The organism is Lapidilactobacillus dextrinicus DSM 20335, from assembly GCF_001436095.1.
Classification (GTDB): domain Bacteria; phylum Bacillota; class Bacilli; order Lactobacillales; family Lactobacillaceae; genus Lapidilactobacillus; species Lapidilactobacillus dextrinicus.
The window spans coordinates 1-13,185 of sequence record NZ_AYYK01000003.1 but is presented as its reverse complement, the minus strand read 5'-3'; the positions used below and the strand labels follow the sequence as shown (position 1 = coordinate 13,185).

Annotated in this window: 12 protein-coding genes; 11 read left to right on the top strand and 1 reads right to left on the bottom strand. The window is 39.2% G+C overall.

The annotated features are described in order from the left end of the window. The first annotated feature begins 34 nt into the window (after window positions 1-34). Window positions 35-703 carry an alpha/beta fold hydrolase gene (locus FC84_RS01970; protein ID WP_057754585.1) on the top strand — a complete coding sequence of 223 codons (669 nt, stop codon included), beginning with the start codon at window positions 35-37 and terminating at the stop codon, window positions 701-703. 471 nt (window positions 704-1,174) lie between these two features. Here FC84_RS01970 and FC84_RS01965 read toward each other — a convergent pair whose 3' ends face one another. After that, entirely contained in the window at window positions 1,175-1,645 is a 471-nt protein-coding gene (locus FC84_RS01965) for a glutathione peroxidase (protein ID WP_057754582.1), read from the bottom strand. Between the two features lie 245 nt (window positions 1,646-1,890). On the opposite strand from FC84_RS01965, the gene FC84_RS01960 reads away from it, so the two are divergent. The 10 genes from FC84_RS01960 (at window position 1,891) to FC84_RS01915 (ending at window position 13,108) form a co-directional block, all read left to right on the top strand. Continuing rightward, entirely contained in the window at window positions 1,891-2,595 is a 705-nt protein-coding gene (locus FC84_RS01960) for an ABC transporter ATP-binding protein (protein WP_057754580.1), read from the top strand. A gap of 5 nt (window positions 2,596-2,600) precedes the next feature. Beyond that, window positions 2,601-5,204, top strand: coding sequence for an FtsX-like permease family protein (locus FC84_RS01955; RefSeq protein ID WP_057754710.1), 2,604 nt, complete (start codon window positions 2,601-2,603; stop codon window positions 5,202-5,204). A gap of 632 nt (window positions 5,205-5,836) precedes the next feature. Next, on the top strand, window positions 5,837-6,949 hold the full coding sequence (locus FC84_RS01950) for an LCP family glycopolymer transferase (RefSeq protein ID WP_225733063.1): 1,113 nt from the start codon (window positions 5,837-5,839) through the stop codon (window positions 6,947-6,949). 212 nt (window positions 6,950-7,161) lie between these two features. Then, entirely contained in the window at window positions 7,162-7,959 is a 798-nt protein-coding gene (locus FC84_RS01945) for a hypothetical protein (RefSeq protein WP_057754574.1), read from the top strand. Window positions 7,960-8,234: 275 nt separating this feature from the next. After that, window positions 8,235-8,444 carry a DUF1659 domain-containing protein gene (locus FC84_RS01940; RefSeq protein ID WP_057754571.1) on the top strand — a complete coding sequence of 70 codons (210 nt, stop codon included), beginning with the start codon at window positions 8,235-8,237 and terminating at the stop codon, window positions 8,442-8,444. A 73-nt stretch (window positions 8,445-8,517) separates the two neighbouring features. Next, window positions 8,518-8,754, top strand: coding sequence for a DUF2922 domain-containing protein (locus FC84_RS01935; protein WP_057754568.1), 237 nt, complete (start codon window positions 8,518-8,520; stop codon window positions 8,752-8,754). A gap of 493 nt (window positions 8,755-9,247) precedes the next feature. Next, window positions 9,248-11,236 carry a C40 family peptidase gene (locus FC84_RS01930; protein ID WP_057754566.1) on the top strand — a complete coding sequence of 663 codons (1,989 nt, stop codon included), beginning with the start codon at window positions 9,248-9,250 and terminating at the stop codon, window positions 11,234-11,236. A 154-nt stretch (window positions 11,237-11,390) separates the two neighbouring features. Continuing rightward, a complete protein-coding gene (locus FC84_RS01925) occupies window positions 11,391-11,834 on the top strand; it encodes a hypothetical protein (protein ID WP_057754564.1) in 444 nt (147 codons plus the stop codon). Between the two features lie 42 nt (window positions 11,835-11,876). Next, the gene (locus FC84_RS01920; RefSeq protein ID WP_157051846.1) at window positions 11,877-12,206 is read left to right on the top strand and encodes a hypothetical protein; all 330 of its coding nucleotides are present in this window, start codon (window positions 11,877-11,879) and stop codon (window positions 12,204-12,206) included. A 365-nt stretch (window positions 12,207-12,571) separates the two neighbouring features. Next, window positions 12,572-13,108, top strand: a complete 537-nt coding sequence (locus FC84_RS01915) for a sigma-70 family RNA polymerase sigma factor (protein WP_057754558.1) — start codon at window positions 12,572-12,574, stop codon at window positions 13,106-13,108. Window positions 13,109-13,185: the final 77 nt, after the last annotated feature.

The window sequence follows — 13,185 nt, the reverse complement described above, 5'->3', positions numbered from 1 at the left end:
AGTGAAAAGCAATGGCCAATTTCTGGGGGATAAAATGGAAATTAACGTTAATCACACGAAACTTTATTATGTGCAAAGTGGACAAGGACAGCCACTGATTTTATTACATGGTAATGGCGAAACACACCAGATATTTGACAAACTTATGCCAACACTAAGTGCTTATTTCCGAGTGTACGCTATCGACAATCGTGGTCACGGTAAGAGTGCGCGTGTTTCTGAACTGCATTATCAAGATATGGCTAACGATGTGGTCGATTTCATTAAAGAATTAAAGTTGGAAAAACCATTATTATATGGGTTTAGCGATGGTGGCATTATTGGTTTGTTAATTGCGAGTCAACATCCTGATTTGTTAGATAAACTAATGATCAGTGGCGCTAATCTGAATCCTAGTGGGCTTCACAGCCGGGATCGCTTTATTTATTGGTCGTGGCATTTAGTAACGCGCCGGCCGGAATTACGAATTTTGAATACGGAGCCTAATATTACGAAGGCAGATTTGCAACGTATTCAGATTCCGACCTTAGTTATGGCTGGTGAGAAAGACTCTGTTAAAATTAGCCATACACGCTTAATCTCTGAACAGATTCCTAATAGTAAGCTCTTAATTTTGCCTAAGGAAACGCATAGCAGTTATGTGGTCGGTAGCTTTAAGCTACTGCCAATTATCCGGAAGTTTTGTAAAGACGAATCAATTTAAAAGTTTAGGTCATAAAAGACCCTCGAGAATTATTCTCGGGGGTCTTTTTGTCGCTACTTAATTAAAATAGTGGGGATTAAAACTATTATTTAACTTTTCTTCGCGCTGGCGCAAAGCTGTGTTGGAAAAAATCGTGGTATCCGTGGCGGGAAATAAATACTTGCCGCTGGAACGTAGTGGGCATTGTTGGAAGCCAATTTTACAAATTGTCTTCAAGACAAGCCTTATTGTAACGACTAAAGTCGTAACAATAATTTCACTACTGAGCGGTATTTGATTTCCGCCACTTAACAGACAAAGATAGTAATTTTGCGCCAGCACTGAATTAACGAGTGATCGGTTCACTCTTAAATTAAGAAGTGTAAATTTGCAGTTAAATTAAACCATATCTATTTTGTCAGGGCCGGGGGAAAATCAGCGTTCCACCAGCGTATTTCCGAACGCACAAAGAATGAAAATCTAAGTTAATCATTACAATACGGCTTCAATATCTGGTTTCATTTTATCGGGGACTGTTTTTGGTGCGTAACGGTTAACGACATTACCATCACGATCAACAAGAAACTTGGTGAAATTCCATTTGATAGCTTCGCCGATTAAACCAGGTCGTTCTTCAGTTAGAAACTTGAATAACGGCAAGGCGTCATCGCCGTTAACATCATGAATTTCATGCATAGGGAAGTCGACACCGTAAGTTGCCCGGCAGGCTTCTGCAGCTGCCGCACTATTATCAAGTTCTTGCTTAAATTGATTAGAGGGAAAGCCTAATACAATTAGGCCTTGATCGCGATATTGTTGATAAATTTGTTCCAATGCTTCGAATTGCGGTGCAAATCCACATTTAGTTGCGGTATTGACAATAACCATCGGTTGTCCGCGATATTTATCCAGTGTGTACTTAGTGCCGTCGGCTAAAGTTACTTCATAATCATAAATTGACATTTAAAAACCTCCTGATTTTCAGTTTGTCATTAACTTTATTAAACAAAACGATTAAAAATTAAATCGCTTACTTAAAGTTCATTATAGGCTGTTTCAAAAAGGATTAGTATTTCTTTGCTTTTACACCTATTGTGAGCGTTCAAATGAAAGTGTCGTTTAAAGCTTGGCTAAATCGACATTTAGTCATTTTTATAATAAGATAAAGTAAATGATGAATGCGGATACAATAACAAGAGGGTTATCGGATGACAAATTATATTGAGGTTAAGGATGCCACTAAAACTTATCAAATGGGCGAAACAACGATTGTGGCCAATGATGCTTTAAATTTTAGTGTGCAGCAAGGAGAACTGGCAGTTATCTTAGGGCCAAGTGGTGCAGGGAAATCAACAATATTAAATATTCTAGGCGGTATGGACAGTCTCACCTCTGGCCAGATTTTAATTGACGGCGTGGATATTGCGACTTTTAGCGAGCGTCAATTAACAGCTTATCGCCGAACGAATGTCGGCTTTGTTTTTCAGTTTTATAATTTAGTGCCTAATTTAACGGCTAAAGAAAATGTCGAGTTGGCATCAGCAGTAGCGCCAGACGCGCTTGATCCAACGGAAGTGCTTCAAGAAGTGGGATTGGCAGCACGTATGGATAATTTTCCGGCGCAATTATCTGGTGGCGAGCAACAGCGGGTGGCGATTGCTCGAGCTTTGGCTAAAAATCCCAAACTAGTATTGGCTGATGAACCTACTGGTGCCTTAGATTATGAAACGGGTAAGCAAGTCTTAAAACTATTGCAAGACGTCAGTCGCAAGCGCGGTCAAACGGTTTTAATCATCACCCATAACGCCGCCATAGCCCCAATGGCTGACCGGGTTATTCGCATTAATGATGCTAAAGTTCGCGGCATGACTGAGAACGCACATCCGCAATCAATCGATGAGATTGAGTGGTGATTGTGATGAAAAATCAATTGCAACTGCGACTTTTAAGACGTAAAATCTGGGCCAGTTTCGGCCGTTTTGTGGCAATTGTCTTGATTATTATGCTTGGGGTCTTATTATTTGTCGGGATTAAATCTAGTGGACCAGATTTATATCATAATGCGACGAATTTTTTAAAAGCGCAAAAAGCCAGGGATATTCAAATTATTTCAAGTACAGGTCTCACTGATCAAGATCTTAAATTAGCCAAAAAAGTTACCGGTGCTCAAGTAGAAGGTAGTGAGTTTGTCTATGGCACGACAACTAAAAATAGCGACACAATTCAGGTTTTTAGTTACCGGCGTTCAGCGCAACTGAATCAATTAAAACTAACCAAAGGTCGTTTACCCAAGCAAACTTCGGAGCTAGTGTTAGACGATTTAGCACGGAAACAAGGTTATCAACTAGGTCAAACAATCAAAATTGCCAATCGTCAGTTGCGTCGACAAACATATCAAATTGTCGGTTTTGCTATTTCGCCACAATTTGTCAATAAGGCCACTCGTGGTACCAGTAACGTTGGTGATGGCACGATTGATTATTTTGCGTATACAAATCAGGCTAATTTTAAAGCGTCTGTTTATTCACAGATTAGTATTCGCTTTGCCAAGTTACAATCATTGAATTCATATGGCACTGCTTATCAAGATAAAAGTGAACAAAAAGTTAAACAACTAAAACAAGCCTTTAAAGGTCGGGCAAAACAGCGCGATCAAGAACTTAAGGCCACCGCGTTAAAGTCAATTAATCAACAACAAGCCCTACTGAATACGGCTAAAAAACAATTGGCTGCGGCTAAACAACAAGTTAGTGCGGCTAGCCAGGGGCAGATGACAACCACGCCAAAAATTACTGCCCAAGAGACCAAGCTAAAGCAGGCTCAGGCTAAAATTGATGCCGCTAAAGCTAAAGTTGCTGAACTAACACCAACGACTTTTTATTATAATGAACGTTCTGATTTGCCAGGATTTACCGACTACGGGAATTTGGCTGAACGAATTGCGGCTATTGCCAACGTCTTTCCTTTGATTTTCTTCTTAATTGCGATTTTGATCACGTTTACGACGATTACGCGCATGGTCGAAGAAGAACGAACCCAGATCGGTACGTTGAAGGCGTTGGGCTATACACGTTGGGAAATCGCCCAGAATTATCTTCTTTATGCACTGTTAGCAGCAGTATTAGGTATTATTATTGGCGTTATTGTCGGCACGAATACACTACCACAAATTGTTGTTTCGATGATGCAAACCCAATATAGCTATCCACCAAGCCCGGTTGGTTATGATTGGCCAACAATTGCCATCGCGATTGCTTTATCGTTATTTGCAACTTTAGGTGCAGTTGTTTATGTCTTAACTAGACAACTCCACGAAAAACCAGCAGCATTGATGCTACCTAAAGCACCTAAGGCTGGTAAAAGAATTTTGTTAGAACGTTTTACACCGCTTTGGCGGCGATTAAGCTTTAACCGTAAAGTTAGCTATCGTAACTTGTTCCGCTTTAAATCGCGAATGTGGATGGGTATTCTAGGGATTGCTGGTGGAACGGGCTTGATTTTAACTGGCTTCGGTATTCGCGATTCGATTGATTATTCAGGACAGACCCAATTCAAGCAAATCATTCAATATCAAGCGACAATTAGCCGAAAATCTGACCAGCAGTCAGCCGAGCAAGCAACCAAAATTTTGACGGATGATGGTCAATATCGGCGTCATTTACCGGTTGACCTGCAAATGGTGAAATTAACAAAAGGCAAGCAAACGGTTGATGAAGTTTCCCAATATGTCACGGATCAGCCAGTTAAGCTGCGACAATATATTAAGCTAAGCCAAGCACTACCTAAAGATGGTGCTATCCTTAGTCAAAAAGCAGCGCAGTTATTAGATGTAAAAAAAGGCGACACCGTTCAAGTACAAGATGCTAACCATCATCGCTATAAGGTTAAAGTTAGTGGTATTACTGAGAATTATGCCGGTCATTTTATTTATTTGCAGCAAGCATATTACCAACATTTACGACCAGAACAATATGCTGCAACGACTTGGTTGACGAAGTTAAAACCACAAACTAAATCGCAAGAGAAAAAGTTGGCGCGTCGTTTATTAGGTACCAAAGAAGTGGTTAATGTTGCCTACATGTCAACGCAAATTGATGCTGTTGATCAGCAGACTGCTAGTTTGCGGCCAATTGTTTTGATTTTTATTGTGTTATCAGGTTTATTATCTTTTGTTGTCTTGTATAATTTGACTAACATTAATGTTTCTGAACGAATTCGCGAGCTCTCGACGATTAAGGTGCTGGGTTTCTTCGATAATGAAGTGACGATGTACATTGTTCGCGAAAATATCGTTCTCACGCTGTTTGGCATTATTGTTGGTCTAGGCTTTGGTAATTTATTGACGCTATTTATTTTGCATCAAGCCGAAACCTCAGTCATGGTCTTTCCATTAATTATTAGTGCAACGGGCTATTTAACGGCGATCGTCATGACAATTCTGTTTACGGTTATTGTGATGGTCGTGACACATTTCCATCTTAAACACGTCGATATGATTGAAGCATTGAAGGCTAACGAATAAACAAAACGATCTGCCAGGAGAAATCCTGGCTTTTTTGTGGTGTTGTGATTTGAGTACCTATGAAAAATCGGCGCCGGAATTAAAATTAACATCGCACAGCGCGCCTCCACAAAGTCGCACATGGAACGTGGTGGGCATCGCTTGAAGCCGATTGAAGTTCAAATCGTCTTCAAGTCGAGCCCTTATGTAGACGATAAATCGTCACATAAATTTCACCACTGATGGCGACTTTGTTCCGGCGCTTAGTTAATTAACTATTCGATAAATTCTAACAATCGGTTAAAAATTTTGAAGCATGTCACTAGCTAGTGCCGGAGAAAAATTGCGACCAGCTGTGAAATTGTTGTTAATGCTTTAGCGTTTACAACAAGACCTAGCTTTAAGACAAAGCTTGATTTAGCTTAAAGTAGTGTCCACAGCGTTCCGTCGCAGATTTTTCTCCGGTACGAAATTAATGTCTTTATTCACGATTAGTGGTATTTTTAACGATCGCTATTTTACGATTAAAGACTTTAAATATCGCTTTTTATTAAAAAAGACTATCAATTATTTAACCGATATTTTATTTTATTCACATTCATGATAAACTGAGAGTTAATTTGACTATGAATGACAGTAGGAGAGCTATGGAAATGAATGACGAAGAACAATTACATAGAAGATCTGGACAGCATCATCACCATCACCGCAAACATACGGTGCGTAACGTTATTATTGGGATTATTATTGCCGTTATTGTCGCCGTATTGGGTTACGCGGCTTATTTCTATTTCAGTGCTAAAAATGCGATTGATTCTAGTTATAAATCTGCAGGTGAAACGCAATCGGCTAAAACGGTGGTCGATGCGCACAAACCATTAAGCATCTTACTATTGGGTGCTGACACTGGCGCTTTTGGCCGTAACTATCAAGGTCGGACAGATACAATGATTATTGCGACGATTAATCCATCAACAAAGCAAACAACGTTAATCAGCATTCCTCGTGACACCATGGCCCAACTCGTTGGCGCTGAAAAATTTGATTATGAGCGCATTAATGCGGCCTATGAAGTTGGCGGCTCAAAAGTTGCATTGAAGTCAGTTTCAGCGCTGCTTAATGTGCCGTTACAATACTATGTCACGATTAACATGGGCGGTATGGAAAAAATTGTTAATGCTGTTGGTGGGGTTGATATTACACCAACCTTAACGTTCACTTATGAAGGCTACACCTTCACTAAAGGTGAAAAGATGCACTTTGATGGTAAAAAGGCACTAGCTTACTCACGGATGCGTTATGACGATCCTAATGGTGACTATGGTCGCCAAACGCGTCAACGTGAAGTTATTACATCGATTATTAAGGCTGCCGTTTCAACACGTACTTTAACGAACTTCCAAGATGTGCTCACGCAAGTTTCTAAGAACATGACCACTAACTTGGCCTTTGATGATATGGTTAGCATCTTCAGTAAGTATCGTGGTTATGCGGAAACAATTAAGAGCGATCATCTTCAAGGTGTTAACGCAATGTGGGGCGCAGCGATGATTCAGATTCCATCAACAACGGAATTACAACGTGTTTCGGATAGCCTTCGTTCTGAAATGGGCTTAGAAAAAGCAACACTTGATAACCAAGCAACTCGTCAAAACAAACTAAATATTGCTAATGGCTTTAGTTTCACTAGTGGTAATAGCTCACAACAATTTACTGTTTTCCAACCTAATAATGATACTGAACAGTGGACTAAGAGTAGCAACTAATTATCCACTAATCAGTCTAGTGAATTAATGGGATTGAATTTGTGAAAAACTATAACCATGTTTAAAGGTGAAATTATGCATATTATTAAATCACACGTAATTGTTAATTATTGACCTGTTTTTTCGTTAAGCAATTGTGTGTTCTTATAGTTAATTAGTTATATGATAGCAATACGATGAGTTTCAAGAGTATTTATATCGAGGTGATTTTAATGGTGTCGGAAACATGGGCGTTTTTAAATTCTAATTTTGGCTCTAATATTGTGGCGCCGCTTATTATTTGGTGTGTTGGTGGTCTGGCTGCCTTTCTTTTTACCAAACACTACGCAGACTCAATTCGGCTGGCACATGGGTTTAAGCAACACGGGATATCTCGGATTTCAACATTGGCACCCAGCAGGCGTGAAATGCGTCGGATTTTTGAACATGCGAGTAAGATTAAGATTATTTATGTTGCTGGACACAATTTTATTCAGAATTCTGAGTATTTCGATGATGCAGTTGCTAAAAACGAAAATGTCGAAATTCAATATGTATTTGCTAAGGATGATCAAAAAAGTGGTGCTGACGCATTTATCAGACGAATTCAAGATATGGAAAAACGTGCTGGAATCCGTGATCTAAATACGGATATTAATGATGATGTTCATTTGGCAGAAAAAGTTCTTAAGAACTATCAGGATAAGTTGCCTAATTTAAAATATCAGCAATTTACCAATGAATATCGAATGCCAGTTATTATTGCAGAAACAGATTTAGAAAAGAACTTAGATGAAGAGCAATATAAAACAAGAAAAATTAAGGTGGAAGCTTGGTTAACAGTTACAATGCCTCCCTACAAGTCTAAACAAAATATCTTAGTTTATGGCCGAGAAGATATAACCGCTGACGAATTGGATCGTGTTCAGGAGTCGGGTGCGGACAGTGACGAACTTAATTTAGTACGAATGTGTGAATTACATTTTCAATCCGTTTGGGAGAATTGTCAAGAACATGCGAGTAATGAATAATAGAATATAGGAAGAGCAGAGTTGCTAATAATTTGGTAGCTCTGTTTTTTGTTATATTGTAATAATTACATATTTACTACACTATGATTATTTTTGAAAGGATAATTAAACAATTTTTAACTCGTATAGATTGTTCATTTTATAAAAGATGTGCGACCCACTTCTATTTTTAATTTCAAGTTTTTTCTCCTTCCGTTTTCCCCTCCCTCATACGTTAGTAATAGTGTAAGCAGTTATCGCCGGCGGGCTTACAGTAAATGAGTGGAGGTTATTTCATGGAAAGTGTATGGCAATCAACGAAATTGGGCGTGGTTTTAGCGGGCGCTCATTATGAAGATGGAATGAAGCAGCGTAACTTCAATGCAGTGGTGGAGGATCCAACGGCTGAACAGTTACAGAAGTTTAGTAATGGGATTGCTAAGCTGGGCAAGGATGACACAGCGCTTGGTGCTCAAGTTACCACGACTAAAGCGGTCACCTTTTAAGACCATTGCGGTATTAACCAATCAGACTGCAATTAACGACACGTACCTAACAAAGCCAACGGAGGGAATTAGCATGAAAACATTGAAATTACGTTATCAAGGTACTAAAAAGAAGCACACCTTATCTTTAAATGATGTGAATGAGAATCTAGACGATGCCACAGTTCGAGCTGCGATGAATGAGATCAAAGAAGCAGCCTTAATTCAAAAGGATAATGAAGTATATTACGTTAAGCCACTGTCAGCTAACTACACTGAAACAATTGTGACACCAATTTTTGATGACACTGAAGTGACGGCTGAAGAATAGCACAAGGTTAAATGTTCATTTAGGGAGTTTATGACGTCGTTAACTTTGCTAGAGGTGAACACTATATTTATAGAAGTAAACTCTTTATTATTAACGTTTAAGAGGTAAAAATATCAATTGACGGCCGGTGAATCTTGCCAGACGTCAAGACCTTTCTTGCATAAACTTGATGTCTGGTAATATCGACTGCTGATTTGAATAGGTTAATTTTTAAGAAATGAGCTGTGAGGACTTCTTAATCACAGCTTTTTTGAGGAAATTTCATTAAAAGTGCATTTGTAATCAAATTGTAATGTTTTAAGACATTCTTAATAAATGGCAATCTGATAGGGTTTTCAATTAAAAATAATTGTCATTTATTGAAGTGACGGGCCTGTCACATAGTTGTTTACGGAATGTCATATTCTCGTAACATAATAGTTGTACCATATCAGTCATAAGTCATAAACAGATTCAGACTATAGTTTCATTGAAAAAAGAGGGGTTTTACTTTATGGAGCAAAACAAAAAAGTGGCGTCATTAATGATCGGTATGGGCGTTTTAGCAGCAGGTGCCATCGCAACTCAACAGACCAATGAAGCACAAGCCGCAACTACGACACGTAAGGTTTCTTATACTGAAGGTGCAACTACCGTTTGGACTAGTCCTATTGCTGGCCAAGAAGTTAAGAGCTACGTTCTACCAAACCAACAAGTACAATTCGTTGCTTCCAAGAAGGTTTATAACCAAACTTGGTTACAAACAACTGATGGCGGCTGGGTTCCTGAGAAATATGTCGCTGCTTCAACTGATACTAAGACAGCTGATTCTACACCAACTGCTGTTGGAACTGTCAAGGCAACTTATGCTGACGGTGCAACAACAATCTGGGCTGGAACTAGCTCATTAAGCGTTAAGGGTTACTTAACTCAAGGCCAAAGTGTCAGCTACGTTGCTAAAAAAGTAATCGGCTCAACAACTTGGTATCAATTACAAAATGGTGGCTGGGTCCCTAGCAATTATGTAACTGATGTCAATGAAACAAGTACAAATAATACAACATCAAATGTAACAACCGGTACAACACCATCTACAAGTACTTCAACAAGCACGACTAATAACACGCCTGCAGCAAGTACAACGACTTCAACAACACAAAGTAGTTCAAGTGTTGTTCAAAGTTCAAGTACTATTCAAAGCTCAAGCTCTGTTCAACCAAGTACAAGTGTTCAGTCAAGCAGTTCATCAAGTCAAGTTACAGCGACAACACCATCAGTTTCAACACCATCTACAAATGCGCCTGCAACTTCTTCAAGTAGTTCAGTTGCAAGTTCAAGCAGTTCTTCAGTAGCAGTTGATCAGACAACTAACTCATCAAGTAGTGTTGCTTCATCTTCATCAAGCTCTTCAGTAACTTCATCAACACCTAGCACTTCAGTTGATGCGCCTGCAACAACGACAACAGAAGACGAAGAAACAACTCAAACTGTTAAACCTGCAATTGGCACAGTAACTGCTAGCACAACTGACGGTACTGTTACAATCTGGGATGACATTGCTGGTACAAGTGTTAAGGGTTATCTTGCACCTGGTCAAAAAGCTAGCTATATTGGTACTAAGGTTAACGGTGCTGTTACTTACTATGAATTACAAAATGGTGGTTTCGTCGCTAGCACTTATGTGAATGATGGCTCACAAGCTGCTTCTAATTCAAGTTCATCTTCTTCATCAAGTAGCAGTTCTTCAAGCAGCAATGCTTCTAACTCAAACTCATCAAGTTCAGTAGTTGAAGCACCAAGTACTTCAACACCTAATAACTCTGGTTCTACTTCAACTAACCGTCCTTCAACAGGTTCAAGTAGTTCTAACAGTTCTTCTAACTCATCATCAAATACAAACAACTCAAATAGTTCATCAAGTAGCTCAAGTTCATCAAACAACGCAGGCTCAACTAACACTGGTTCGAACTCAAGTAACTCAAATGCTGGTTCAAGCAATTCTAGCTCGAACAACACGAATTCTTCAAACACGAATAATTCTAACAGCAATTCAAGTTCAAACAGCAACTCAAACAATAATACAAACGTATCTAAGCCTTCAACACCTGCACAACCATCAACACCATCTACTGGTTCTGTAAGTGCGGCTTCAATTATTGCTTATGCAAACCAATATAAGGGTACACCATATGTTTGGGGCGGTGCTTCTCCTGCAACTGGTTTTGACTGCTCAGGCTTCACACAATATGTTTATGCACACTTTGGCATCTCATTGGGTCATAACACTGTCTTACAAGAAAGTGCCGGCTCATACCGAACAGTAAGCCAAGCACAACCTGGTGACTTATTATTCTGGGGTTCACGTGGTAGCACTTATCACGTGGGTATCTACCTTGGTGGTGGCATGTATCTTGCTGCTCCAAAACCTGGTGATGTTGTTAGAACTGGTTCAATCCAATACTTCATGCCAAGTTTCGCTGTTCATGTGAACGGTGTTTACTAGGATTACAATTAAACGATCATTTAATAAAAGAGTCGGAATTTATTCCGGCTTTTTTTATTTGTCCTAAAACTGGATTAGTTTTGCTAGGCTTGAGTATCTCATTATGGTCCGATAAGATAGGCGTGTATCTCACTTATTGGAAAGGACTGATTAGTTGAAAAAGATGACATTGGTAGAATTTCTACAGTTACTGGGAACAAATCGGGTTATTAGCGCTGAAGATTTATTGCAAGCGCGTTTGCGCAGAGTCATTCCGCTTCACCGTGAGCTAGAGTTTATTGATGATTTTGATGTCCTAATCAATTATCGCTTAGCTAATCCCCAAGGAATTAAAACCTTGGTGATTAGTACTAACACGGTTTACTTTTCCACATATTCCACGAAGTGTTTATTGCAAAAGCGCATGGCCAATTCGATTTTAGATATTTCCGTCGTTCGAAGATTAAAGCAACACCTTGGTTTGCCTAATAATCAGGAATTATCACTTTGCTTTGGTAATTGGCGTGCCATGCATTTAACGGGTGTTTCTAGTTCTAAGTCCGCAGACTGGGTAGCGCTACACCACGTTTATCACTTAGAAAAGGTTGCCCGCAAATAAGTTCAATTTGATTTTTCTGACGGCTTGCAGTTGGTTTTACCAGTGAGAGCAAATTTTCAACATCGCTTTGAGACGCTTTGTTTAATGAGTGTTTTGGAACTGCGTGCTTTTGAATATCTTTGCCAAGAAATCGGGATTAACACCCAGCAACTGCAACTCCCAATGAACGTCCTTCGTCAACACGATAAATTTTATCGACATTGGCATCAGCATGTTAATGCTTGTAGAATCGGTCAATATTTGCAACTATTCCAACGCAGTGTTGTCCAGAATATTTGTCATGATGAATATTACGAACCCGTTACTCAAACTTTTGAAGATTTTGAGTCTTATTTTATTTGTAAAATGAAAAGATGGCGAACCTTTAATTAGAAGTGCAATTTGGACTGCTCTGACTTTGATGCGTAGCCTAATAAATCCCTATGGATATTTATCCATAGGGATTTATGTAGTTAGTCACTCGAATTCAAGTCCAAATTGCCCGATATGGATACAAGTTTTATGTAGCTAGGCATTAAAATTCAAGTCTAATTGCACGACACCAGTCTAAAAAATAATTTTAAGTCGGAACAAGTTACTAAAATTGAACCAATCAAGCTTCTAAAAACTAATACACAAAAAATATGTTCCTACTTTGACGATTGTCGTGTTTTTAGCTCCGAGATGTGTTTGTTGAGCCTAGTTGCTATGCTAGAGTCACCACAGGCGCTTGTGGAATTCTGTAAAGGAGTTTCACAATGAATCAGACTAAAGATACGATTACCCAACAAAACCTCACGAGAGGCTTGCAAATAGCTTTAAAACACCCTCGATTAATTAGCGGTGCTGTTAAGCGTGCGGGCATTTGGCGAAGTTCGCAAGATTATGATGATTTTTTGCAAGAAGCTTATTTGGCTTTTGCACAGGCTTACGTGAATTATGCAGGCGATCCCGAAGCTGATGATGGGTTTAAGGCTTATGCTTTTCGCCATATTGTTTGGCGGTTAATCGATTTATTACGACGTAATCGCTATCGGCAAGGCGATGTTTTACCCGATCTTAATTTAATCGGCGGCAAAGCAACTGATGAAGCTGAACTTGATATTTTACTTTCCTTGCAGCAAGTTGCTTTTTCAGGGAATGAATTAGATCAGCTGGTAATTCGTGATCATTTCTTAAAGGGTTATCCATTATCAGTGATTGCTTATCGACAACAAGTCACACCTAGAGCGCTACGTCAACATCGAGCAGCATTACGGCGCCAACTCGCTGAAATTTTAAACTATCAATCCTAGGTAATAAAAAACCGGTTCAGATGGAACTGAAGTTATAATTTGATACAGATATATAAAAGCACTTTCGAAAAAAGTAA